At 70.2% G+C, this 22,286-nt stretch carries 23 protein-coding genes and 1 tRNA gene; 16 read left to right on the top strand and 8 right to left on the bottom strand.

Translation table 11 applies throughout. The annotated features are described in order from the left end of the window. Nucleotides 1-51: 51 nt before the first annotated feature. Nucleotides 52-192 carry a hypothetical protein gene (locus B9H04_RS18520; protein ID WP_169514831.1) on the bottom strand — a complete coding sequence of 47 codons (141 nt, stop codon included), beginning with the start codon at nt 190-192 and terminating at the stop codon, nt 52-54. Between the two features lie 126 nt (nt 193-318). On the opposite strand from B9H04_RS18520, the gene B9H04_RS01630 reads away from it, so the two are divergent. Next, nucleotides 319-1,458: a CBS domain-containing protein gene (locus tag B9H04_RS01630; protein ID WP_049930836.1), complete on the top strand. Its 1,140-nt coding sequence runs from the start codon at nt 319-321 to the stop codon at nt 1,456-1,458. 126 nt (nt 1,459-1,584) lie between these two features. Here B9H04_RS01630 and radB read toward each other — a convergent pair whose 3' ends face one another. Together radB and B9H04_RS01620 are read right to left on the bottom strand one after the other, a co-directional pair. Then, nucleotides 1,585-2,292: a DNA repair and recombination protein RadB gene (gene radB / locus B9H04_RS01625; RefSeq protein WP_049930838.1), complete on the bottom strand. Its 708-nt coding sequence runs from the start codon at nt 2,290-2,292 to the stop codon at nt 1,585-1,587. Between the two features lie 215 nt (nt 2,293-2,507). Beyond that, on the bottom strand, nt 2,508-2,714 hold the full coding sequence (locus B9H04_RS01620; RefSeq protein ID WP_004595330.1) for a cold-shock protein: 207 nt from the start codon (nt 2,712-2,714) through the stop codon (nt 2,508-2,510). 207 nt (nt 2,715-2,921) lie between these two features. On the opposite strand from B9H04_RS01620, the gene B9H04_RS01615 reads away from it, so the two are divergent. The 4 genes from B9H04_RS01615 (at nt 2,922) to B9H04_RS01600 (ending at nt 5,618) form a co-directional block, all read left to right on the top strand. Continuing rightward, nucleotides 2,922-3,617, top strand: a complete 696-nt coding sequence (locus B9H04_RS01615; protein WP_049930840.1) for an SCO family protein — start codon at nt 2,922-2,924, stop codon at nt 3,615-3,617. Further along, nucleotides 3,614-4,159, top strand: coding sequence for a TlpA family protein disulfide reductase (locus B9H04_RS01610; protein WP_007345106.1), 546 nt, complete (start codon nt 3,614-3,616; stop codon nt 4,157-4,159). Before B9H04_RS01615 ends, B9H04_RS01610 begins: the two co-directional genes overlap by 4 nt. Nucleotides 4,160-4,175: 16 nt before the next feature. Next, complete coding sequence (locus B9H04_RS01605; RefSeq protein ID WP_004595333.1) at nt 4,176-4,841, top strand: cytochrome c biogenesis protein CcdA; 666 nt, start codon at nt 4,176-4,178, stop codon at nt 4,839-4,841. A gap of 123 nt (nt 4,842-4,964) precedes the next feature. Beyond that, nucleotides 4,965-5,618 carry an AIM24 family protein gene (locus B9H04_RS01600; RefSeq protein ID WP_085682395.1) on the top strand — a complete coding sequence of 218 codons (654 nt, stop codon included), beginning with the start codon at nt 4,965-4,967 and terminating at the stop codon, nt 5,616-5,618. A 34-nt stretch (nt 5,619-5,652) separates the two neighbouring features. Here the strand turns inward: B9H04_RS01600 and B9H04_RS01595 are convergent, their stop codons facing one another. Next, nucleotides 5,653-7,008 carry a sodium-dependent transporter gene (locus B9H04_RS01595; RefSeq protein ID WP_049930843.1) on the bottom strand — a complete coding sequence of 452 codons (1,356 nt, stop codon included), beginning with the start codon at nt 7,006-7,008 and terminating at the stop codon, nt 5,653-5,655. A 195-nt stretch (nt 7,009-7,203) separates the two neighbouring features. Between B9H04_RS01595 and B9H04_RS01590 the strand changes: the two genes are divergently transcribed. Next, entirely contained in the window at nt 7,204-8,592 is a 1,389-nt protein-coding gene (locus tag B9H04_RS01590; RefSeq protein WP_049930845.1) for an NAD(P)/FAD-dependent oxidoreductase, read from the top strand. 59 nt (nt 8,593-8,651) lie between these two features. Here B9H04_RS01590 and B9H04_RS01585 read toward each other — a convergent pair whose 3' ends face one another. After that, on the bottom strand, nt 8,652-9,794 hold the full coding sequence (locus tag B9H04_RS01585; protein ID WP_049930847.1) for a M24 family metallopeptidase: 1,143 nt from the start codon (nt 9,792-9,794) through the stop codon (nt 8,652-8,654). A gap of 233 nt (nt 9,795-10,027) precedes the next feature. On the opposite strand from B9H04_RS01585, the gene B9H04_RS01580 reads away from it, so the two are divergent. From B9H04_RS01580 to B9H04_RS01540, 9 genes are all read left to right on the top strand, one after another. Continuing rightward, a tRNA-Val gene (locus B9H04_RS01580) sits at nt 10,028-10,102 on the top strand. A gap of 533 nt (nt 10,103-10,635) precedes the next feature. Continuing rightward, nucleotides 10,636-11,382, top strand: coding sequence for an AAA family ATPase (locus B9H04_RS01575; RefSeq protein ID WP_085682394.1), 747 nt, complete (start codon nt 10,636-10,638; stop codon nt 11,380-11,382). Between the two features lie 105 nt (nt 11,383-11,487). Then, nucleotides 11,488-11,772, top strand: a complete 285-nt coding sequence (locus B9H04_RS01570) for a translation initiation factor eIF-1A (protein WP_049930850.1) — start codon at nt 11,488-11,490, stop codon at nt 11,770-11,772. A 295-nt stretch (nt 11,773-12,067) separates the two neighbouring features. Further along, complete coding sequence (gene trxA / locus B9H04_RS01565; protein ID WP_049930851.1) at nt 12,068-12,409, top strand: thioredoxin; 342 nt, start codon at nt 12,068-12,070, stop codon at nt 12,407-12,409. An 85-nt stretch (nt 12,410-12,494) separates the two neighbouring features. Next, complete coding sequence (locus tag B9H04_RS01560; protein ID WP_049930852.1) at nt 12,495-13,637, top strand: aminotransferase class V-fold PLP-dependent enzyme; 1,143 nt, start codon at nt 12,495-12,497, stop codon at nt 13,635-13,637. A 105-nt stretch (nt 13,638-13,742) separates the two neighbouring features. Continuing rightward, entirely contained in the window at nt 13,743-14,300 is a 558-nt protein-coding gene (locus B9H04_RS01555) for a class I SAM-dependent methyltransferase (protein WP_049930854.1), read from the top strand. A gap of 97 nt (nt 14,301-14,397) precedes the next feature. After that, nucleotides 14,398-15,498 carry a DoxX family protein gene (locus B9H04_RS01550; RefSeq protein WP_049930856.1) on the top strand — a complete coding sequence of 367 codons (1,101 nt, stop codon included), beginning with the start codon at nt 14,398-14,400 and terminating at the stop codon, nt 15,496-15,498. A gap of 104 nt (nt 15,499-15,602) precedes the next feature. After that, a complete protein-coding gene (locus tag B9H04_RS01545) occupies nt 15,603-16,889 on the top strand; it encodes a hypothetical protein (protein WP_049930857.1) in 1,287 nt (428 codons plus the stop codon). Nucleotides 16,890-16,969: 80 nt separating this feature from the next. Then, on the top strand, nt 16,970-17,704 hold the full coding sequence (locus tag B9H04_RS01540; RefSeq protein ID WP_085682393.1) for a CPBP family intramembrane glutamic endopeptidase: 735 nt from the start codon (nt 16,970-16,972) through the stop codon (nt 17,702-17,704). Nucleotides 17,705-17,715: 11 nt separating this feature from the next. Here the strand turns inward: B9H04_RS01540 and B9H04_RS01535 are convergent, their stop codons facing one another. After that, nucleotides 17,716-19,011 (bottom strand): DNA double-strand break repair nuclease NurA, encoded by a 1,296-nt coding sequence (locus tag B9H04_RS01535; RefSeq protein ID WP_085682392.1) that lies wholly within the window; start codon nt 19,009-19,011, stop codon nt 17,716-17,718. Between the two features lie 338 nt (nt 19,012-19,349). On the opposite strand from B9H04_RS01535, the gene B9H04_RS01530 reads away from it, so the two are divergent. After that, the gene (locus B9H04_RS01530) at nt 19,350-21,257 is read left to right on the top strand and encodes a methyl-accepting chemotaxis protein (RefSeq protein ID WP_085682391.1); all 1,908 of its coding nucleotides are present in this window, start codon (nt 19,350-19,352) and stop codon (nt 21,255-21,257) included. Nucleotides 21,258-21,301: 44 nt separating this feature from the next. Here B9H04_RS01530 and B9H04_RS01525 read toward each other — a convergent pair whose 3' ends face one another. Next, nucleotides 21,302-21,730, bottom strand: coding sequence for a hypothetical protein (locus B9H04_RS01525; RefSeq protein WP_085682390.1), 429 nt, complete (start codon nt 21,728-21,730; stop codon nt 21,302-21,304). Nucleotide 21,731: 1 nt separating this feature from the next. Then, on the bottom strand, nt 21,732-22,232 hold the full coding sequence (locus B9H04_RS01520; protein WP_176450702.1) for a DUF2240 family protein: 501 nt from the start codon (nt 22,230-22,232) through the stop codon (nt 21,732-21,734). Nucleotides 22,233-22,286 lie beyond the last annotated feature (54 nt).

The raw sequence follows: 22,286 nt of genomic DNA, 5'->3' as shown, positions 1-22,286 counted from the left end.
CCGTGGGTGGGTAACGGGCAAAAAGGTTTCACACGTCGGCCGGTCGGTGCCTCAGACGCCGAAGAGCCGGAGGAAGAGCCCGGCGAGCAGCGCCAGCGCACCGACGATCACGCCGACGAAGGGGATCGGTACCGGGAGCGGGATCACGATCAGCGCGACGCCGACGGCGATCAGCGCGGTCGAGAGCCTCACGGGATCGCTTCGCCGTCGACGCTCAAATACCTTCAGGCGGATTGCGCGCGGCTGACGACCGCCCCCGGCGAGCGCGATAACTCCCGCACTTTCAATACCCGTCCCGTCGAACTCTCAGAACGGACCATGAACATCTCTGATATCGCAGTGCCGGAATACGTCGAGGTCGACGTCGACGAGCGTCTCGCCAAGGTCCGTTCTATCTTCGAGCGAGAGAACCCGAAGGGGATCGTCGTCGTCGAGGACGGCGAGTACGCCGGGGTCGTCGGGGAGAAACAGCTCATGCGCTCGCGCATGGAGGACGACACGAAGGTGTCGGCGGTGATGAAGCCGGCGCCCTCCGTCGACCGTCACGAGGACGTCCGCGAGACCGCCCGGCTCCTCGTCGAGGGCGACGTGAAGATCGCGCCCGTCTACGAGGGCGAGAAGCTCTTCGGTATCGTCACGGTCGACCAGATCCTCGAGGCCGTCCTCGACAGCCTCGACGCGATCACCGTCGGCCAGATCGCCACCGAGGACGTGATCGGCATCGGTGAGACCGAGAGCGTCGGGCGCGCCATCAACCGCCTCCGCGAGAACGGCGTCTCCCGACTGCCGGTCCTCGGCGACGACGGCGACCTCGTCGGCGTCGTCACCACGAACGACATCGTGGAGTTCGTCGTCCGCGACCAAGAGCGACAGGGCAGCGGCGACCGCGCGGGCGACATCGACCGGATGCTCGACATCCCCGTCTACGACATCATGTCGAGCCCCGTCGTCACCGCGCGGAACGCCGAGACCGCCCAGGCGGTCGTCGAGCGCATGTTCGACAACGACGTCTCCGGGCTCGTCGTCACGCCCGAGGGCGTCGACACCGTCGCCGGGATGGTGACGAAGACCGACGTGCTGCGCGCGCTCACGTTCACCGAACAGGATTCGATGGACGTCCAGATCACCAACGTCGACCTGTTGGAGGGGACCTCCCGCGAACACATCGTTGAGTCCATCGAGCAGGTCGCCGACAAGTACGCGGACATGCACGTCATCCACGCGCACGTCCGACTCCACGCGCACAAGGAGAAGCTCCGCGGCACGCCCCTGATCCAGTGTCAGATCCGCCTCCGCACCAACGAGGGTCAGGTCGGCGGCTCCGGCGAGGGGTACGGCGCCGAACACGCCTTCCACGTCGCGCTCGACAAGCTGGAGCGGAACGTCTTGGAGATCAAGGGCGTCAACGCTGACGAAGAATACCGCGGCCAGCTCCTCCGGAAGCTCGGCGACCTCTAAGTCGGTAGCGACCCGCGACGGCGGACGCGCGCTTCGCGTCGCCGTCGACAGACCCCGACCGCACCGCCGGGACGGGACCGTCTCCGGCGTGCGTTTCCGTCGCTGCGTCTCATTCTTCCCCGCCGATCACGCGTCCGAGCCCTCGGCGAGTCCGTCGCCGACGATCCGGAAGGTCGCGGTGTCGCCGGCCGGCTTCGACCGGTGCTTCTCGAGGGTGGCACGGCGGTTCCCACCGCGGTACCGGTCGACGCGCAGGATGGCCCCGGTCCAGTGGTTGAGGGTGTTCCCGCCGAGCGCGCGGTCGCGGTCGCCGTCCGGGTCGGTGAACACCTGGTTCGTGATGATCACAGCGATGTCGTGACGGCGGGCTAACGAGAGGAGGTGCGTCACCTGCTTCGCGACCTTCCGGAGCGACTCGCCGCCCTCGGTGTCACCGGCGCGCTCCAGCCGGTAGAAGCCCGTCGCGGAGTCCAACACGATCAGCTCGACCTCCTCGGCGAGCTCCTCGGCGTCGCGCACCGCCTCGCGCTGGTCGTCGAAGTCGTACGCCTCGGAGATCACGAGCCGCGAGGCGATCGAATCGACCGTCTCGTCGGTGTCCGGGTCGTCGGCGCGGCCCGCGGCCAGCTGCTCGAACCGATCGATCGAGAGCCCCTCGGTGTCGACGTAGAGGGCGCGGTCGCCGCCGGCCGCGACCCCCACCGCGGCCGCGAGCGCGAGGTTCGTCTTCCCGGCGGCCGGCGGCCCGTACACCTGCGTGACGACGCCGCGCTCGAAGCCGCCGCCCAACAGCTCGTCGACCGGGCGACAGCCGGTCGGGATCGGATCGCTCACTGTGAAGTGATCCGCCCGCGCTCGTATTTAAACGGTCGATCGCGTCGCCGTCGGGAGAGCGCCGTCCCACGTAGAAATGAGTCGCTCCCCGTCGGAGAGAGCCGGCGCTCGTCGAGGTGTGATAAGTGTGAGAGAAACGGAGATAGGCGCCATTCGCGTCGAACGACGGCCGAAATCCGGTAGTGCGTGCGGACGCGCTGTCCGCTACGTGGGGGTTAGTTGCGGACGAGGTTCGTCGCGCGGGGTCCCTTGGGGGACGATTCGATGTCGAATTCCACTTCCTGACCCTCCTCGAGGTCCGGGCCGCCGACGTCTTCCATGTGGAAGAACACGTCTTCGTCGTCGTCGAGGTCGCCGTCGTCAGTCGAGATGAAACCGTAGCCGCCAGTGTCGTTGAAGAAATCAACCTTACCGTTTGCCATTGCGAATAAACGTACAGCCCGTTTGGGGATAACCCTTGCGAGGGCCACGGTACCACGGAGGTTCCGGACGTTCGTCTATCGGGGATGTTCCGTGTACGGCCGTCTCCCAGGGGTGTCTCGCCGGTCTGCGGCGGTCGCGGTCGTGTTCACCGCGCGCAACCAGCCGCGGGGTTCATTTACGAGCGACTACGTAGTTCGGGCAACGACATGGAGCGCCGCCACTTCCTCCGATCGCTCGCCGCCACCGGAACCGCCGCCGGCGCGACCGCCACGGCCGGCTGCGCCGGCGTCCTCGGCGACTCCGGCGACGACGGGACGATCCTCGGCCCGCCGGAACAGAATCGCGGCGAGCCGGTCCACCCGATCCACGGCGACGAGATGCCCGAGTTCACCGTTCCCGACCCGATCGCGGGCGAGGAGATATCGACGACGCAGTTCGAAGGGGAACGCGCGTTCCTCTGGACGTCCTTCTACACGAACTGTCCGGACGGCGTCTGTCCGGCGCTCATCCTCCGGCTGCGGCGCGTTCAGGAGGTCGCCGCCGAAGAGGGGTTCGGCGACGAGGCCGCGTTCCTCCCGCTCACCTTCGACCCGGAGCGCGACACGGCGGACGTGCTCCGCGAGTACGCCGGGCAGCGCGGCGTCGACCTCGACGCCGGGAACTGGCACTTCCTCCGCCCGGAGAGCTACGAGGCGGGCGTGGAGCTGATGGACGAGAACTTCGGACTCAAGATCGAGAAGACGGACGGCGAGCAGTACGAGAACCTGGAGTACGCGTTCCCGCACTACGGGCTCATCCTGCTGGTCAACAAGCGGGGTATCGTCGAGCGGGCGTACCCGCGCGGGCCGGCCACCGACGTCGAACGGATCGTCGACGACTTCCGACGGGTGGTCACGGCGTGAGGCGACGGCACCTCCTGGCGGGGCTCGCGAGCGTCGGCGTCCTCGGCGGCGCGGGGGCCGTCGCGACCGGCGGGGTACCGGACGCGCTCGGTGGCAGCGACGCGCCCGAACTCGTCGAGCCGATAACGCTCGACACGGTCGACGCGCCGGGGAGCCGCGATGGCGAGGTGACGCTGCCCGCCCCGGACCGACCGACGTTCGTCGACTTCTTCGGGACGTGGTGCCCGCCCTGCGCCGAGCAGATGCCGGCCCTCGCGGAGGCGCACGATCGGATCGGCGACGAGGTGCTGTTCGTGTCGGTGACGACGGAGCCCGTCGGTGAGGCGGTCAGCGAGGAGACGGTGGCCGACTGGTGGCGGGAGAACGACGGCGACTGGCTCGTCGCCGCCGACGTCTCCGCCGAACTCGCGGCGCGACTCAACGTCGGAAGCTACCCGAGCGCGCGCGCCGTCGACGCCTCCGGGCGCGTCCGCTGGGCCACGTCCGGGACCCACACCACCGAGGAGTTCATCGAGGGTATACGGCAGGCGCTCGACGGATGACGGGGCGACCCGACTCATGACCGACGTCTCGCTTGCGACAAACGTCCCGCTGGCCGTGACCGCGGGTGTGACAACGTTCTTCTCGCCGTGCGCGTACCCGCTCCTGCCGGGATACGTGGGCTTCTACGTGAACTCCGTCGACGCCGACTCCGCGTCCGTCGTCGGGGCGGGGGCTCGAGGGATCGCGGCCGCGGTCGGCGTGTTAGCGACGTTCGCGCTGCTCGCGGGCGCGACCGTCCGGATCGGCTACTCGACGCTGTCGAACATCACGGTGTTCGAGACGCTCGTCGGCGGGCTGCTGATCGCCTTCGGACTGCTCGTGGTTTCCGGGCGCGCGCCGTCGATATCCGTGCCGCTGCCGGAGCGGCGGTCGAGCGTGTTCGGGTTCGGCGTCTTCGGCGCGGGGTACGCACTGGCCGGCGCCGGCTGTGTGGCCCCGGTGTTTCTCAGCGTCGTCGCCCGGGCGATCGCGCTCCCGTCCGAGACGGCGGTACTCCTCCTCGGCGTCTACGCCGGCACCGTCGCCGTCCTGATGGCCGCGACGACCGTCGCGACGGGCGTCGGTCTCGTCAGCAACGCCAACCGGGTGATGAACCACGCGGGACTGCTGAAGCGGATCGCGGGCGCCGTGATGATCGTCGCGGGGATCGGCCAGCTGTACCTCTCGCTGGTCGTGTACTGAGGCCGGACTCGTCTCCCGAACACGGACGGGCCGCGTCTCGCTCCCCGAAACGGGTCCCGTAGATTCTTAATCGATACAGCGGAACTTCCGTACAGCCGAACCGATCGGTTCGGTCCCCGTATCATGAACCTAGACGAGTTCACCGCCGCGAACGCACCGACCGACAGCGCGGAACCGTTCCAGCGCGAGAACAGCTACACCCTAGCCGTCGACGTCGACGGCACCGTCATGGCGAAGGCCGGCTCGATGGTGGCGTTCACGGGCGACGTGTCCTTCACCGGGAAGGCCTCCGCGGAGGGCGGTATCACCGGGTTCCTCAAGGAGGCCGCTACGAGCGAAGGAACGCCGATCATGGCCGTCGAGGGGCAGGGCCACGTTTACTTCGCCGACGACGGCAAGAAGGTCCAAGTCGTCGAGCTCGACGCCGGCGAGTCGATCACGGTCAACGGCGAGGACGTGCTCGCCTTCGAGGAGTCGCTCTCCTACGAGATCAACACGATCGACAGCCTCGCCGGCGCGCTCGCCGGGGGCTTCAGCAACGTCTACCTCGAGGGGCCGGGCTACGTCGCGATCACCACCCACGGCGACCCGATCGTCCTCGAACCGCCGGTGTCGACCGACCCGAGCGCGACCGTCGCGTGGAGCGGCACGTCGCCGGACGTGGAGGTCCACCGCAGCCTCTCGGACATGATCGGCCAGGAGTCGGGCGAGCGCTACCAGATGCGCTTCGGCGGCGAGGGGTTCGTCGTGGTCCAGCCGCGCGAGGAACACGTCTGAGGCGGCGACGGGAAGTCAGCCCGGTAGCCCGGGGCTATCGCGCCGCCAGCCAGCCGGCGAAGTCGCCGGTGAGGAAGCCGACGTAGTCGACGACGCCGAGGTACAGCACGACGACCACGACGATCAGGATCGGGACCCGGACCGCCCAGATCCAGACTGCGTCGAGGCCGGCGCCGTCAGCGATCCCCTTTCTGAGCTCCTCGCGGCCGACGTCCGGGATCACCCAGCCGACGAACAGCGCGAGCAGCAGCGAGCCGAGGACGAGCAGGATCCCGTCCGCGAGCCCGTCGTACAGGCCGAGGAAGATCGAGTCGATCGTGACCGGGACGCCGAGCAGGAAGACGGCGGCTCCGAGCGCGGCCGACGCGGGCACCCGGGCGACGCCGACCTCGTCGATGAGGTAGGAGACGAGCACCTCGAGGATACTGATCGCGGAGGAGAGCGCGGCGATCCCGACCATGCCGAAGAAGACGACGCCGAGGATCCGGCCGCCGGGAATGCCCGCGAACGCGGCGGTGAGGCTCACAAAGATCGTCCGCGGGCCGCCGGCGCCCGGTTCGATCCCGATCGAAAAGAGGACGGGGAAGACGACGAAGCCGACGAGGACGGCGACGAGCGTGTCCAGCGCCGCAATGATCCCGGCGTCGGCCGCGAGGTTCCGGTCCTCGCCGAGGTAGGAGGCGTACGTTATCATCACGCCCATCCCGAGCGACAGCGTGAAGAACGCCTGTCCGGCGGCGGCGGGGAGGATCTCAGTCCAGTTCGCGGCGATTGTGGCGAAGTCGGGCGAGAGGTAGTAGGCGTACGCCGCGCTCGCGCCGTCGAGGGTGAACCCGTACGCGGCCAGTCCGACGAGCAGGACGAGTATGGCCGGCACCATCACCTTCACGCTCAGTTCGATCCCCCGCCTGACGCCGGCCGCGATGATCCCGACGACGAGCAGCATGAACATGGCGTGGAAGAGGAGGGTGTCGAGCCCGGTCGAGACCGACTCGTACAGCGCGTCCGCGGCCGCCGGGTCGGCGACGGTGAACCCCTCTGTGATCCCGATGAGCGTGTAGCGCAGGAACCACCCCGCGACGACGCTGTAGTACGAGAGGATGATGAAGCCGGTGACGACGAACAGCCAGCCGGCGGACGACCAGACGCCGCTGCCCAGTTCCCGAAGCGCCCCGACTGGGTTCCGGTCGGTGCGGCGCCCGATGACGAACTCCACGAGGATCGCCGGGAACCCGATCAGCGCGACGAACGCGAGGTAGGTGATCAGAAACGACGATCCGCCGTACTGGCCGGTGATGAACGGGAACCGCCAGATGTTCCCCAGCCCGACCGCGCTCCCGACCGCGGCGAGGATGAACCCCGCCCGCGTCGCCCACGTCTCGCGTGCCATTGGTGTGCTGGATGAAATCCCTCTCCCCGATAAAAACGTGTCTCTCTGGGCCGCTTACTGCTGATGATCGAACATGATCAATCGGTCACCGGCCCGGAAACGAACGTTCGCCGCCGTGCGTCCGTCGACACGTCGGCCGGTCGGACCCGCATCGGGGACCGTGAATTTAATAGCCGGACAGGGACCTCACGAGGTATGGAACGCGTAGATGTCGCGATCGTGGGCGGCGGGCCGGCCGGGTCGTCCGCGGCGCACGCGGCCGCGACCGGCGGGGCGGACGCCCTGGTCGTCGAGAAAGGGGTCCCCCGGGCCGACCGCGACGGCCTCGGTCCCGACTCGACCGACGCGGCCGGGATCTTGGACTACTGGGTGGACATCATGGGGATCCACCCCGACGAGTTCGACGACGGAGTAATTCAACGCGAGCTGAACCGCGCCGAGTTCCGGGGGCCCGACGAGTCGGCGACGCTCACTTCCACCGGCATCGACTCCTCGTACGACAAGTTCGGCTACACCTTCCAGCGGGCGCGGTTCGACGACTGGCTCCGCGACCGAGCCGAGGAGGCCGGGGCCGAGTACCGCGTCGGGACCTCCGTTCGCGGCGTCGACACTGACCTCTCGGTGGGCCCCGCCGACGGCGACCCGCGCCACACGCTCGAAATCGCGGACGGCGGCACCGTCGGCGCCGACTTCGTCGTTCTCACCGACGGCCCGCAGCGGACGGTGACGAACCGCGTCCTCGACGAGTACCTGCCCGCGGACGCGCAGGCCTCCGAGCGCTTGGCCTCCCGGACCGCCAACCACATCGCGTATCAGGAGTATCGGCGCGTTCCCGAAGACGTGTTCGAGGAGGTCGAGGACGCGCTCGTCTTCTGGTGGGGCGTGATGCCGGGCGAGACCGCGTACCCGTGGATCTTCCCGAACGCGGACCGCGTCTGCCGGGTCGGGCTGACGATGCCGATCGGCCTCGACATGGACGAGATCGACGCCTCGGAGTACGCCCTCCTCCGCGAGGACGACGAGTCGATCCCGCAGGGCGGCGAGTACATCCGCCGACTCTTGGAGTGGCAGTACGGCGAGGAGTACGACATCGAGGAGGAGTTCCCGCTCGTCGAGGACGCGGGCAAGCGGGGCGGGACGGAGACGTACCCGATCTCGTCTACCCGGCCGATCGACTCGCCCGTGGAGGCCGGCATCGCGGTCGCGGGCGGCGCGATGGGGACCACGTCGGCGTTCCACGAGGGCGGCGATCACGTCGCGGTCCGCACCGGCGCGATCGCGGGCGAACTCGCCGCCGAGGGCGACTTGGCCTCGTATAACCGCCGCTGGAAGGAAGCGATCGGCGACGAGGTCGTCCGCAACGTGACGATGGCCGACATGGTCGCGGAGTACGATCCCGCCGACTGGGACCGCGTCATCGGCGCGGCCGACGCGATGCTCGCCGCCGAGACCGGCGACGACCTCCTCTCGCAGCCGTACCGCTCCGGGTGGGAGTCGCTCAAGCTGCTGGTCGGTTACAAGTGGAACAAGCGCCGGGTGAAGAAGGGGTACGTCGGCATCGACGAGAGCGAGTACGTGTACTGACCCGCGGACGCCGTCGACCGCGTCGCCGGCGGCGCTGCCCCCCGACGAGACCGGTCCCGCTACCGGATCACGGGCGCCGCCAGCTCCACCGGCTCCGCGTCGATCCCCGCCACGTCAACCGGTTCGGTCTCGTGGGTCGGCCACCGACCGGTCTTCGTGAGCCGCTCCGTCAGGTCCGGCGCGACGAGGTGCGTGTCCTCGCTTTTCGTTCCTCGGACCGTCGGATTCCACGCGTAGCCCATCGGCCACCGGACGGGCTCGTCGCCGTCGGGCGTCGCTATCCACTCTCGGCCCGCGAACCCGGCCGCGCCGCCCTGGTGGTGCTTCTCCCATTCGTCGGCGAAGCCGACCGCGTCGTACGCCTCTCGGATCGCCTCGAACACGTCACCGGCGGCGTCGGGGGCGTCCGCGGACCCGGCGTCACCGTCTCCTCCGACGAGCGTCCCGGCCGCCGCGGCCTCGGTGGCTCGGATCGCGGTGGCCTCGACGCGCGCCGCGGCGCGGTGTCGCTCCTCGAACCAGTCTGGCGCGTCGAAGGCCACCGTCCGCGTCATCGAGGCGTAGAGCCCCGCCCGCTCCGCGGTGACCGAGACGAGCGCGTAGTCGCCGAGCGCGGCGTCGCTCGGGGTGTAGTGGCGGAACGCCTGCGCTCGCTCCGCGCCGCCGACGAGGACGACCGGCGTGTCCACGTCGCGGGAGGCGAGCGAGATGTCAATGCCGGCCGCGACCTCATACTCCGGGTCGTCGGGTTCGAGGTTCCGGCAGACGGTCTCGACGGCGGCCGCGACCTCCCGACCCAGCTCGCGGTACCGCTCGACGTCGTCGTCGGTGAGGGGTTGTCGGAGCCGGCTCCCGTCGACCGCCTCGAAGCCGGACACGTCGAAGTCCGCGGCGGCGGGCGCGGGCGACCGCTCGGCGACCGCCGCGGCGAGTGAGTCGGCGTACCACGGGAACGATTCGACCGCGAACGCGCCCGGAAGCTCCTCGTCGGCGAGCCGGTCCGCCTCGATGTCGTCGGCGATCACGCGGAGTTCGCCGTCATAGCCAGCGGCCGCGACGCCCGTCGCCGCGTCGGCGTCCACGACGTTGTCGCCGCCGGTGAGCCACGCGAACCCGTTCGGCCGCGCGAACCAGACCGCTTCGAGTCCGCGCTCGGCGAGGTAGGCGTCCAGCCTGTCCGTGCGGGCGGCAAGGTCGACCATACGGACGGACTGTCGCCGAACGGGTAAAACCGGTCGGAAGCCGTCTGCGCGCGGACGCCGTGCGACCGCTCCGTACCCGCCGTCCGGTCGACACCGACCGACGACCCGCCTGGGCCGCGATCGTCGCCGCGCCGTCCCCCGATCGAGCCGCCGGGCCGGCCCCGCGGGCGGTTCGAAACGAAAGGTTCAATTACGTCCCACGGAAACGACGAGATGCGTCAGTAAGCCCCTTCGGGTTGGTAGTCTAGTCCGGTTATGACACCTCCTTGACATGGAGGAGGCCGGCGGTTCAAATCCGCCCCAACCCACTTTCTTGCGGCCGATACCACTCGACGGCGGGAGTCCCGGATGTAATCACCGGACGATATAGCGACGAGTTCAGCGGAGGCAGTGCGTTATTCTGTCTAACTGAACACTGAACGAGTCATCAGACTGTGATCGCAAACCCGTCGTTCGGGGAGATTTTCTGAGCAGAGATTCTTCCCTCCGAGCATAAGTTTCCGATCCGAGGCCACCTCCGAATTCGGCTCCCGATTTGCGCTACAACTCCCGGTTGTAATCGTCGCGGTCGTGGCGGTAACCGGATTGTCACTGTACCTCTCTGTGACTATGGCCGCGGCTTCCGGCCTCCTCGTCGGAACCATCGTCGCCTTGCTCGTCGCTGCTCTCGCAACGATACTCGATTAATTCCATCGGCTATCGGTGGACGGCCCGGGACGGACGCTTGATCCGGCGGTACGTCGAGGGGTCCTGATCCGCCGCGAGCCGGGGGACCTCACCGCGTCGGTCGGGGGTGGCTAATGAGAAGTTTCTTTTACCTCACCCCGGAGAATAGCGGTAGATGAGTGACCGAGGCGGTCGACCGTCGGACCGAACCGAATCCCCCGCTTCGAGCGGTGAAACGGCGGGTTCCTTCGATCCGGCGTCGCCGACCTCGTCCGCCCCGGTCGCCGACGACGGCGCGTCGACCGGGCGACTGGTCGTCGTCTGCGGGCTGCCCGGTGTCGGCAAGACGACCGTCGCCGAGCGGATCGCCGACCACGTCGACGGGCGGATCCGGCGGACCGACGTGATACGCAAGCAGCTGTTCGACGACCCGGAGTACACCGACGCGGAGACCGAGGCGGTCTACGCCGAACTGCTCGCGCGCGCTCGGGACGATGTCGACGACGGGGGCGCCGTCGTCCTCGACGCGACGTTCGCGGATGCCCGGTTCCGGGCGGACGCCCAGGAGACGGCCGCCGAGGCCGCGGCCGAGTTCGCCCTCGTCGAGGTCGCCTGCGACGAGGCGGTCGTCGAGCGCCGGATCGAGCGCCGAGACGGGATCAGCGACGCCGACTTCGAGATCCACCTCCACTTCAAGGAGCTGTTCGACGAGGTGGCGTCGGAGCACGTCGTCGTCGACAACTCCGGGACCGAGGCTGAGACGTTCGCGCAGGTCGACGCGGCGTTCGGCGAGCGGGCGACCGACGGTGACGCGGCCGGGTACGACGCGACCGACGGCGACGCGACCGGTGAAGGTACGGCCGTCGAAGGTTCGACCGTTGACGGAGACGATCGGTCGACCACGCTCACCGACGCGGAGTGAGTTCGGTCCGGCGCCCCGGGGCGCCGTCGTCGTGCGAACGGATCGCGTGACGGGCGCACACACGCGTCTCCAATCACTTATACGGGCGAGCGCACAACGGAAGGTATGAGCGAAGAATCCGGGCGGAAGAACCTCCGCATGCCAAACGACGACGAAGTGTTCGCCGTAGTGACAGAACACCTCGGCGGCAACCACGTCCAACTGCGCTGCGCCGACGGCGAGGAACGACTCGGCCGGATCCCCGGCCGCATGAAGTACCGCACGTGGATCAACGAGGGCGACGTGGTCCTCGCCGAGCCGTGGGACTGGCAGGACGAGAAGGCGAACGTCGAGTGGCGGTACGATGACGAGGACGCCGACCAGCTCCGCCGCGAAGGCCACATCCAGTAGCGACGCCCGACTCGTCGGGCGAGCGGACCGCCCCGGACGCGCAGTTGTGTTGTCACCGATCGATGCTCTCGCCGCTCTTCTCGATTACGCCGCGACCCGGCAGCGGGTCGTCTCGGTCCCCGAACCGGCCGGCGGAAAGATACGGTCAGTACGGCGACGGCCACCGATTCCGCCGGAATCGGGACCGATCGAGAGCGGCCGGGGCGGCCGAGTCGCTCCGGCTCATCCTCCGTAGTGTGTAGTATTGTGGTCTATATCCAAAACCGTTATCAGTCCCGGGCGTGTACCCGGTGGTATGAGTTCGACAGAAGCCGCTCCCGCAGAACCGATCCAGCTGGACGACGCCGACGCGTTCGACGACCGAGTCGCCGAGAACGATGTCGTTCTCGTCGACTTCTACGCCGACTGGTGCGGTCCGTGCCGGATGATGGAGCCCGCCGTCGAGGCGGTCGCGAGCGACACCGACGCGGCGGTGCTGAAGGTCGACGTCGACGTCCACCAGGCCCTGGCCGGCGAGTACGGCGTCCAGGGGATCCCGACGCTGCTCGTGTTCGCCGACGGTGAGCCGGTCGAGCGTATGGTCGGCGCGCAGAGCGAGCAGGCGCTGACCGACGCGGTCGGCGAACACACCGCCTGAATCGGTCCGACAGGCGTCACACACTGAACACCCGAGACGCGGGACCGCGCCGGCCATCGCGGCCCGAGTCGCCGAAACCGACACCATGAGAACGATCCAACTCGACGACGACGGTATGACCCCGAGAGAGCTCCGCGCGGACGTCCCGGCCCTCGGCGACGCGGCGTACTTCAACTTCGGCGCGCACGGGCCGAGCCCGGAGTACGTCGTCGAGGCGGCCGGGTCCTTCATCGAGGAGCACGAGTACGGCTCCGCGACCACCGACCCGTACGGCCACGCGTTCGAGACGTACGACCGCGTTCGCGAGCGGATCGCGGCGTTCGTCGGCGCCGACCCAGAGGAGGTCGCGCTGACGGAGAGCACGACCGACGGGATCACCCGCGTCGCCGGCGCGATCGACTGGGAACCGGGCGACGTGGTCGTCCGGACCGATCTCGAACACCCGGCAGGCGTCCTCCCGTGGAAGCGCCTCGAACGCGAGGGCGTCGAAGTCCGCGTCCTCGAAACGGAGGCGGGCCGCGTCGACCGCGACGAGTACGCAGCGGCGGTCGCGGACGCCCGGCTCGTCTGTTTCAGCGCGATCACGTGGACCCACGGCACCCGCCTCCCCGTCGCCGACCTCGTTGCGGTCGCGAACGACGCGGGCGCGTTCACCCTCGTCGACGCGGTTCAGTCGCCCGGGCAGGGCGCGATGGACGTGAGCGAGTGGGGCGCCGACGCGGTCGCCGCGGCCGGCCACAAGTGGACGCTCGGCCCGTGGGGCGCCGGCTTCCTCTACGTGGACCGCGACGCCGCGGCCGATCTCGCGCCCCACGCGGTCGGCTACCGCGGCGTCGAGGACCCGACCGGCGACGAGATCGAGTTCAAGCCGGCCGCAGGGCGCTTCGAGGTCGGGACGACGACGGCGGCGGCGCACGTCGGCCTCGTCGAGGCGCTCGACGCCATCGAGGCGGTCGGCCTCGACGCGATCGAGGCGCGGATCGAGGCGCTCACCGACCGGCTCAAGGACGGCGTCCCCGAGGACCGACTCCTCAGCCCGCGGGCGTTCGAGTCCGGGCTCGTGACGATCGACGTCGACGACCCGGAGGCGACCGTCGAGCGACTCGGCGAGCGGGACATCGTCGTCCGGTCGCTCCCGCACCCGGACGGGATCCGGGTGTCGGTCCACGCCGTCTCGACGGAGGCGGAGGTCGACCGGCTCCTCGACGCGCTGGAACCCGAGTGGTGACCGGCGGGACGGGTCGCCGTCCCGTTCCACGTCGCGGGGTCGCGTCGGCTCAGTCGCACGCGCCTCGACCGGACGCGTTTTAGTACTCGACGCGCAATACCGCCCATGGGATTCCACACGTTCGACGCCGAGCAGGCGTCGCAGCTCGAGCGCCCGAGCCGCTACCGATGGGTCTCCGCGGAGGAGCTTATCGGCCCGCTGGTCGAGGTCGGCGCCGTGGTCGTCGCCGACCTCGGCAGCGGTACCGGCTTCTACACCGACGCCGTCGCCGAACACGCCGAGACCGTCTACGGCGTCGACGTCCAGTCGGAGATGCACGAGTACTACCGCGACAAGGGGCTCCCGGAGAACGTCGACCTCGTCGCGAGCGACGTCTCGGACCTCCCCCTCGCCGACGGCGAACTCGACGGGGCGTGCTCGACGATGACGTACCACGAGTTCGCGAGTCCGGACGCGATCGGCGAGCTCGCCCGCGTCCTCCGCTCCGACGGGCGGCTCGTCGTGTTCGACTGGTCGGCCGACGGCGACGGCGACCACGGGCCGCCGGTCGACGAGCGCTTCGCTGCGCGCGACGCGCGCGAAACGCTCGTCGACGCCGGGTTCGAGATCGAGCGCGCCGAGACGCGGACCGAAACGTTCGGCGTCGTCACGCGGGCACCCTAAACGACCGTCCCGTATCTGTCCGAAACCGCCGCCACACCGTCGCATTCGAACGTTCGTGAAGAAATACCGTTAGGTGTATCCAGCCCGTACGAGGGGTATGTCCGTCCGTCACCGATCGGTAGCCGTCGCCGCGCTCGCCATGTTCGCGACGCTCGCCGCGCGACCGGCCGCGGCCCACGTCGACTACGTTACCGAGGACTCCGGCGACCCGCTCGACGCTGTGGCGTTCGTCGTCGAGGTGCTCTCGGACCCGTTCAACGCGGCGCTGTTCGCGGGGTCCGGAGCGCTCGGGCTCGTCGGCATCGCGGCGTACCTCTGGGTGCGACCGACGATCGTCGACATCGTCGTCCTCCGCGAAAAGCTCGCCGGGTACGCCGACCTCGTCCCGTGGATGCTCCGCCTCGCCGTCGGGCTCCCGCTCGTCGGCGCCGGCTTCGAGGGGTATCTCTTCGCGCCGACGCTCGCGTTCGACACCGGGGCGAGCCCGCTCCTCCGGGTGCTGTTCATCGGGCTCGGGTTCTTCACCCTCTTCGGGCTGGCGACGCGGATCACCGCGACGGTCGGCCTGCTGACGTACGCGTGGGTGTTCCTCGCGGTCGACCCCCTCGTCTTCCTCGCCGTGGAGTACGTCCCGGTGTTCCTCGCGCTGCTGATCCTCGGCGGCGGCCGCCCGAGCGCCGACGACATGCTGCTGGCGGTCGCGAGCACGCCGGGCTCATACTACGGCCGGGTCGACCCCGTCCAGTACCTCAAGTCGTTCCTCGACGAGTCGACGGCCCCGCTGCGGCGCTACGTTCCGGCGGTGCTCCGGGTCGGGATGGGCGTCTCCTTCGTCTACCTCGGCCTCATTCAGAAGCTCGCCGACCCCGCGAGCGCGCTCCAGGTTGTCGAGAAGTACGACCTCACGGCGGTGGTCCCGGTCGACCCGGGGCTGTGGGTCGTCGGCGCGGGGGTGACCGAGGTCGCCGTGGGGCTCGCGCTGATCGCGGGTTTCTTCACCCGCGGCGCGGCCGCGCTCTCGTTCGTCCTGTTCACGACGACCCTGTTCGGGCTCCCGGACGACCCCGTCCTCGCGCACGTGGCGCTGTTCGGGATGGCGTCGGCGGTGTTCACGCTCGGCTCCGGCCCGCTCGCGTTCGACTACTGGTTCGGTCGGCCGGCGCTCGACGGCGACGACTCGGCGGTCGCGGCGGACTGACCGCGACGGGTGCTCGTCCGTGACGGGCCACGACCGCGGGCGGGCGCCGCGACCGCGACCCCCCGCCGGCGGTTTTTAAGTTACTCTCGCGCGGTGAGGGAGGTATGCGAGTGGACCTCGGCAACGCCCTGGCGACGACGCCCGGGCTCACGACGGCAACGCTGGACCGACTCGACGACCGCGTCGCGGCCGCGCACGAGCGGATCGCGGCCGGGATGGCCGACGACGAGTTCGGGTACGCCGCCCTGACGCTCCCCGAGACCGCGGACCCGGACGCGATCTACGCCGCGGTCGAGGGGTTCGACCGCCCCGAGGCGGTGCTGACGGTCGGGATCGGTGGCAGCGCGCTCGGCGCGGCGACGCTGTCGAACGCCCTCGACAGCGACGTGGACGCGTACGTCCTCGACAACGTCGACCCCGACGAGACGCGGCGCCGCCTCGTCGACCTCCCGCTCGACGACACCGTCGTCAACGTGGTGTCGAAGTCGGGGACGACCGCGGAGACGCTCGCGAACTTCCTCGTCGTCCGCGAGGCGATGGCCGACGCGGGTGTCGACTGGACCGAGCGCACCCTCGTCACGACGGGCGAGTCGGGGAACCTCCGCCGGCTGGCCGACCGCCACGACCTTCCGTCGCTCCCGGTGCCCGACGGCGTCCCCGGGCGCTTCTCGGCGCTGTCGACGGTCGGGCTCGCCGTCGCCGCGCTCCAGGGCCACGACGTCGAGGCCGTCCTCGCGGGGGGCCGCGACGGGATGGACGCGCTCGCCGGGTCGCTGTACGACTCGCCCGCGTACGCCTACGGGGCGGCGACGTACGCGCTCGCGGAGCGGGGCGCGCTCACCAACGCCGTGATGCCGTACGCTGAGTCGCTGGAGACGTTCGCGGAGTGGTTCGCCCAACTGTGGGCCGAGAGCCTCGGGAAGGACGGGCTGGGGCAGACCCCGGCGCGCGCGCTCGGGGCGACCGATCAACACTCCCAGCTCCAGCTGTACCGCGCCGGGCCACCCGACAAGCTGGTGACGCTCGTCCGGCCGACAGAGCGCGCCGACGCGCCGATCCCCGAGACGGACCTCGACGGGCTCGCGTACCTCGGCGGCTCGTCGCTCGGCGGCCTGCTCGATGCCGAGTTCGAGGCGACTGAGGCGAGCCTCGCGGCCGCCGGCGTCCCCAACGTGCGGGTCGAGATCGACCGCGTCGACGAACGCGCGCTCGGCGAACTCCTGTTCGGGATGGAGGCCGCTTGCGTGCTGTACGGCGAGCTCGCGAGCGTCTCGACGTTCACCCAGCCCGCCGTCGAATGGGGCAAGAAGGCGGCCCGCGGGCTGCTCGGCGGCGGCGACTTCGAGGAGGCCGAGGCGGTCGCGGAGAAGCGCGAGCTGCGAATAGACTGATCTGCTCTGCGAGTGGGGACGTCGTCGGCGCCGATCCCCTTCCGGTGCGTCTAAAGCCCTTGCGAGTCGTGTTCACTGTAATGAGCGACGACCTCTCGGCCTCGGCGGTCGGCCAGCGCGTGTTCCGCGTCGCGAGCGCCCTGTTCGCGATCGTGTTCGCGCTCCTCGTCGCGAGCGCGATCACCGCGCCGGGCGCGGAGCTGGCCGCCTCCCTCGGGCTGGTGTCGGAGGGCACGACCGGCTACCAGCTCCTTCAGACGCTGCTCCCGTTCGTCGGGTTCGCGATCGCGGTCGCCGGCTACCTCGCGATCACCGACCAGTGGACGCTCGCCCGGATCTCCCGCCCTGACGCCCGCGAAGCGGCGATCATCGTCGGCGGGGGTATCGCCCTCTTCGCGTTCCAGTACGGCGCGCTGTTCGCGCTCGATCAGGTCGGCCTCTCGACCGGGCAGAATCAGGCGGTCGTCCCCGCCGGCGACCCCGTCCCGTACTACCTCGCGATGATCGCGGTGTCGCTCGCGGTGGTCGGCCCGGTCGAGGAGCTGCTGTTCCGCGGCGTCGTCCAAGGCACCGTCCGCCGCGCGTTCGACGCGGTCCCCGCGGTGCTCATCGCGAGCCTCGCGTTCGGGCTGATCCACCTCCCCTCGGTCTCGGGGACGCCGGTCGAGCAGTGGGCGTACGTCGGTATCGTGGTCGTGTTGGGGTCCGTCCTCGGCGCGTTCTACGAGTGGACGGACAACGTGGTGGTGCCGGGGCTGGTCCACGGCATCTACAACGCGGTCACCTACGCGGTGCTGCTCGCGCAGGCCCTCTGAGGGGCACCGGTTCAGTACGTCTCTTTCCCCCACCGCAGGTCGTCGTAGGTCGCCTGCTGGTCGCTGCCGAGCCGCTCCTCGAACTTCCGGCGGAGCGCCGCCTTCTCGCCGGCTGAGATGCGCGCCAGCGCGTCCGCCTTCGCGACCGGCTCCGGCGGGCCGCGGGTCGCCGCCACCTCGGCGACCACCTGCCGGGTGAGCCGTTCGCGGGTCCCCGCGTCGCGGGTGAACGCGTACGGCGCCTCCAGCTTGTAGGTCAGGTCGGTCCGCGGGTCGTAGACGACCATGAACGTGGGCTCGTACAGCTCGGGGTCGAGCTCGCGGTCGACCCCGAGCGCGTCGCCGTCGGCGGCCATCGGCGCGTCCGCGCCGCCGCGGCTGCGGAACCACGTGGTGAACGTGAGGTCGTCGTCGAGCCGCGCGCCGCGCACTGCGCCCCGGTCGTCGTCGGTGAACTCTCCGTCGCCGGCGGCCCCGTACGGCTCGCGGCGCTCCAACAGCCGGGTGAACAGCGCGGTGTCGTCGGGCCACGGCGACTCGACGCCGGCGCGCGAGGGCGCGCGGACGGCGGTGCCGCTCGCGGGGTTCTTCACGAAGCCGGCCAGCGGCACGTCGCGCTCGACGAACCGCTCGACGAGGCGGACGTACGTCTCGATCACCGCTCGCGGCTTCGCCTCGCGGGCGAGCGCGCCGAGCGCCGGGTCGCGGTCGCCCCACGTGAACAGCTCCTTCGGGTAGATGGGGCCGTCGAGGACGAGCAGGTCCTCCACCCGGTCGGCGTGGTCGAGCGCGTGGGTCCCCTCCGCGAGGTATAAGGCGAGCGCGTGGACGACCCGCTCCGCGTAGCGGTTCACCCGCGGGACGTGGAGGACGCGCTGCTTGGTGTGGCCCTCGTCGCGGCGCGTCCACTCGCTGTCGAAGCCGGCGGTCGAGTCGCCGGCGTGGACGGTGGCCACGATGGTGCGGTCGCGGTGGAGGTCGAGGTCGGTCGGCGAGCTCGCCATCGCCGCGTGGGCGACGTCGACGACGAGGCCGTTCTTGAACGTCGTCGGGTTGATCGTCCCCGAGTCGAGCCCGTGGACCGCCTCGAACGGGCGCTCGGCGAGCGCCACGTCGTCGATGGCGGCCCGATGGCGCTCGTGGTCGCCGAGCGCCGCGAGCACGACCCGGCCGTCGCGGCGTAGTTCGGGGAGCCACTCCCGCCAGACGCGCTCGGCGAGGTCGTCGTGGTCCGTCGCGTCCACGTCGCCGCCGATGCCGTACGCGAGCCGGGCGATGTTCTCGACGTGGATCGGATCGAGCGTCACGACCGTACGGCGGGCCGGACCAATATAAAAGTCGTCGGCCGCGCGGTCGACGACCTGGGCGCCCGGCGCGAGTTCGCTCAGCGGGGGTTCACTCGGCGGGAGTTCGCTCAGTGAAACCGGTTCCGTCCGGTGAAGTTCGTGTCACTCAATGAGGTCATTCCGCCCGCCGGGACGAACGTGTTCGATCATCGCCGAACAATCGGCAACGTCGTGGGGTAAATTGTGTCAGCGCGATATCACTCAGCGGCTTAATTACCAGCGTCTCAGGACCTGAGAGACGGTATCAGCGATAATATCTGGAGGCGACGTGTTTTTATACCGTGCGACAATCGTCGCCCATGGCAGAGACTGCGACCGGCGTGGACGCGGGGGGATCGGGCGGGCTGGCGGAGAGCGTGCGGGACGTGATCCGCTACATCCCGGACGGCACCTCGATGCCGGAGGAGATGTGGAGCCCGCGGCATCGGAACATCCTGATTTCGATCGCGGTCCAGGTGCCGCTGCTGATCGGGCTCGGCCTCTACAACGGGACGGAGTCGTTCACCGGCGCGCAGATTCCGGCGACGCCGCTGTGGAGGCTCGGCGGGTTCGTCGCCGTCATCCTCGGCACCGGCGCGCTGGCAAGCTGGTCGCGGCTCGGCCGCCGTCAGCGGACGGTGCTCTCCGCGTTCAGCCTCATGACCGTCTCGATGGCGATGGTCAAGCTGTCGGGCGGCTACATCGAGGCGCACTTCAGCTTCTTCGTGTTTATCGGGGTGCTCGCGCTGTACGAGGACTGGCTCCCGTGCGCCGTCGGCGTCGTGTACGTGGCGGTCGGCCACGGCGCGTTCAGCCTCATCGATTCGAGTCTCGTCTACAACCACACCGCGGCGATACAGAACCCGATCGTCTGGGGCGGCATTCACGCGGTCTTCGTCCTCGCGCTGGCCAGCGCGCTGATGGTCAACTGGTACTCGATCGAGAAGTCGCGCGAGGCGGCGCGCGAGCAGCTGGAACTGGCGGAGCGGAAGCAGGCGGAGATCCAGGACGTCGAGGCGGCGAAGGCGGAGGTCGAGGAGCGCCGGGAGGAGGTCGAGCGGCTGAACAGCCACCTCGAGACGAAGGCGGACGACTACAGCGCCGCGATGGGCCGGGCGGCAGACGGCGACCTCACGGTCCGGCTCGACGCGGAGAGCGAGAGCGAGGCGATGGCGCAGATCGGCGCGGCGTTCAACGAGATGATGGAGGACATCGACGCGGCGATGGGCGAGGTGCGGTCGTTCGCGCAGGACGTGTCGACCGCGAGCGCGGACACGGTCGACGGCGTCGAGACCGCGTCCGACCGGAGCGAGGCCGTCAGCCGGTCGGTCACGGAGATCGCCGAGGGCGCCGACGAGCAGCGCGAGATGCTGCGGCAGGTGTCCGACGAGATGAACGACCTCTCGGCGACGATCGAGGAGGTCGCCTCCTCGACCGAGACGGTCGTCTCGGTCGCCGAGCAGACCGCCGACATCGCCGACGAGGGCGAGGAGACCGCCGAGGCGGCGATCGGCCGCGTCGAGGAGTCGCGCGAGGCGCTCGACTCGGCCGCGGGGACCGTCCAGCAGCTCGACGACCGGATGGAGGACATCGGCGAGATCGTCGACCTCATCGGCGACATCGCCGAGCAGACGAACCTGCTCGCCTTGAACGCGAACATCGAGGCCGCCCGCGCGGGTGGCAGCGGCGGCGGGAGCGACGGGTTCGCGGTCGTCGCCGACGAGGTGAAGCAACTCGCGGAGGAGACGCAGGACGCCGCCACCGAGATCGAGGAGCTCATCGGCGCCACGCAGTCGCAGACCGAGGGGACCGTCGAGGCGGTCCGGAGCGCCGAGGAGAACATCGCCGCCGGGGCCGACGCCGTCGAGGACGCCGCGGACGCGTTCGCGCGGGTGTCGGAGAACGCCGCGGAGACCGACGAGGGGATCCGCGAGATCAGCCGGGCCACCGACGATCAGGCGGCCAGCACTGAGGAGACCGTCTCGATGGCCGAGGAGGTCGCGGAGATCAGCGGGTCGACGGCCGACGAGGCCGACGCGGTCGCCGAGGCCGCTGACGAGCAGCTGACCGCGATGAGCGAGGCGACGACGGCGGCCGGGTCGCTCGCGGAGCAGGCGGAGCGGCTCGGCTCGCTCGTCCGGGACTTCGACGTCTCCGGCGGCGGGACCGGTCCCGCGTCGGGCCCCGGCCCGAGCGCGGCGGTCGGCGACGGCGGCCAGCGCGAGTAGACGCGCGGCGACGAGACGTTTTTCCGCGGTTCGGCGCTGTCCGGCTATCTATCGTTCGACTCGCTCCGAACAGCTTCGAGGACCGCCAGCGCGCGCTTCACTCTCGCGCCGTCCTCCACGAACACAAGCGTCCGGGGCGGGCGGACCGCCTTCGGCCGGACGCGGAGGTCGACCTCCCTCGCCGCGTCCGCGACCGCGTCCGGGGCCGCGACCGCTTCGATCCGCGCGCGGTCCGGCTGGACGTACACTTTGGCGAGGGTCGGGTCGGGGTCGGTCTCCGCGGACGCGTCCCCGTCTGGCGAGCCGTCGCGCTCGCGGACGATCCGGTACGCCAGCGCGCCGTCGGCAGTCGGCTCGACATCGGGGTCGGCGTCGGCGACGGTCAGCCCGCGGAGCCTGCTCTCGTTCCCCGTCACCTCGGAGGCGAGGAGCTGAGCGATCCGGACGCCGTCCGCGAGTCGGTCCGTCACCATCTCACGCCGCCCCCGAGTCGTCGGCGTCGGTCGGATCGCCTCCCGCGTCGCCCGCCTCGGCGGCGAGCTCCTCGCGCACGTCGACCGCGAGGCGGTCGACCGCGACGCCCTGCTCGCGGGCGTAGAGGACCGCGGCGGCCTCGATGGTGACCGCCAGCGCCCGCTGACGCTCGTTGATCGCGGCGACGGCGCGCTGCTTCTCGACGCCCGCGGCGACGACGGCGTCGAGCGCGCTCTCGAAGGTGGACTGCTCGCGGAGGACCGACTCGTCCGGGGTGAACCCCTCCGGGACGGTCACCTCGGCCGGGTCGAACTGCGGGACCAGATCGCCGTCCTCGGACGCCAGCAGGCCGCGGCCGAGCGCGACGTCGACGAGCCGCTTCGCCTGGTCGGGCGAGAACCACTCGCGCTCCAGCGACAGCGCGACGACGAACTCCCCCTGCCCGAGCCGGTCCTGTGCCCGAGCCTTGAACGGGGCGGCGACGGCGACCTCCAGACTCATGTGAGACGAACGGCCCGGCGGGCGCGTAAACGTGTCGAACCCGGGGGCGACCGG

The organism is Halorubrum ezzemoulense DSM 17463 (genome assembly GCF_002114285.1).
GTDB lineage: Archaea > Halobacteriota > Halobacteria > Halobacteriales > Haloferacaceae > Halorubrum > Halorubrum ezzemoulense.
This window is presented reverse-complemented; position numbering and strand designations above follow the sequence as displayed.

Coding starts and splice junctions, on each gene's coding strand:
- B9H04_RS01630 (WP_049930836.1), top strand. CDS start 319: ATGAACATCTCTGATATCGCAGTGCCGGAATACGTCGAGGTCGACGTC.
- B9H04_RS01620 (WP_004595330.1), bottom strand. CDS start 2,714: ATGGCAAACGGTAAGGTTGATTTCTTCAACGACACTGGCGGCTACGGT.
- B9H04_RS01615 (WP_049930840.1), top strand. CDS start 2,922: ATGGAGCGCCGCCACTTCCTCCGATCGCTCGCCGCCACCGGAACCGCC.
- B9H04_RS01605 (WP_004595333.1), top strand. CDS start 4,176: ATGACCGACGTCTCGCTTGCGACAAACGTCCCGCTGGCCGTGACCGCG.
- B9H04_RS01600 (WP_085682395.1), top strand. CDS start 4,965: ATGAACCTAGACGAGTTCACCGCCGCGAACGCACCGACCGACAGCGCG.
- B9H04_RS01595 (WP_049930843.1), bottom strand. CDS start 7,008: ATGGCACGCGAGACGTGGGCGACGCGGGCGGGGTTCATCCTCGCCGCG.
- B9H04_RS01590 (WP_049930845.1), top strand. CDS start 7,204: ATGGAACGCGTAGATGTCGCGATCGTGGGCGGCGGGCCGGCCGGGTCG.
- B9H04_RS01585 (WP_049930847.1), bottom strand. CDS start 9,794: ATGGTCGACCTTGCCGCCCGCACGGACAGGCTGGACGCCTACCTCGCC.
- B9H04_RS01575 (WP_085682394.1), top strand. CDS start 10,636: ATGAGTGACCGAGGCGGTCGACCGTCGGACCGAACCGAATCCCCCGCT.
- B9H04_RS01570 (WP_049930850.1), top strand. CDS start 11,488: ATGAGCGAAGAATCCGGGCGGAAGAACCTCCGCATGCCAAACGACGAC.
- trxA (WP_049930851.1), top strand. CDS start 12,068: ATGAGTTCGACAGAAGCCGCTCCCGCAGAACCGATCCAGCTGGACGAC.
- B9H04_RS01560 (WP_049930852.1), top strand. CDS start 12,495: ATGAGAACGATCCAACTCGACGACGACGGTATGACCCCGAGAGAGCTC.
- B9H04_RS01555 (WP_049930854.1), top strand. CDS start 13,743: ATGGGATTCCACACGTTCGACGCCGAGCAGGCGTCGCAGCTCGAGCGC.
- B9H04_RS01550 (WP_049930856.1), top strand. CDS start 14,398: ATGTCCGTCCGTCACCGATCGGTAGCCGTCGCCGCGCTCGCCATGTTC.
- B9H04_RS01545 (WP_049930857.1), top strand. CDS start 15,603: ATGCGAGTGGACCTCGGCAACGCCCTGGCGACGACGCCCGGGCTCACG.
- B9H04_RS01540 (WP_085682393.1), top strand. CDS start 16,970: ATGAGCGACGACCTCTCGGCCTCGGCGGTCGGCCAGCGCGTGTTCCGC.
- B9H04_RS01530 (WP_085682391.1), top strand. CDS start 19,350: ATGGCAGAGACTGCGACCGGCGTGGACGCGGGGGGATCGGGCGGGCTG.
- B9H04_RS01525 (WP_085682390.1), bottom strand. CDS start 21,730: ATGGTGACGGACCGACTCGCGGACGGCGTCCGGATCGCTCAGCTCCTC.
- B9H04_RS01520 (WP_176450702.1), bottom strand. CDS start 22,232: ATGAGTCTGGAGGTCGCCGTCGCCGCCCCGTTCAAGGCTCGGGCACAG.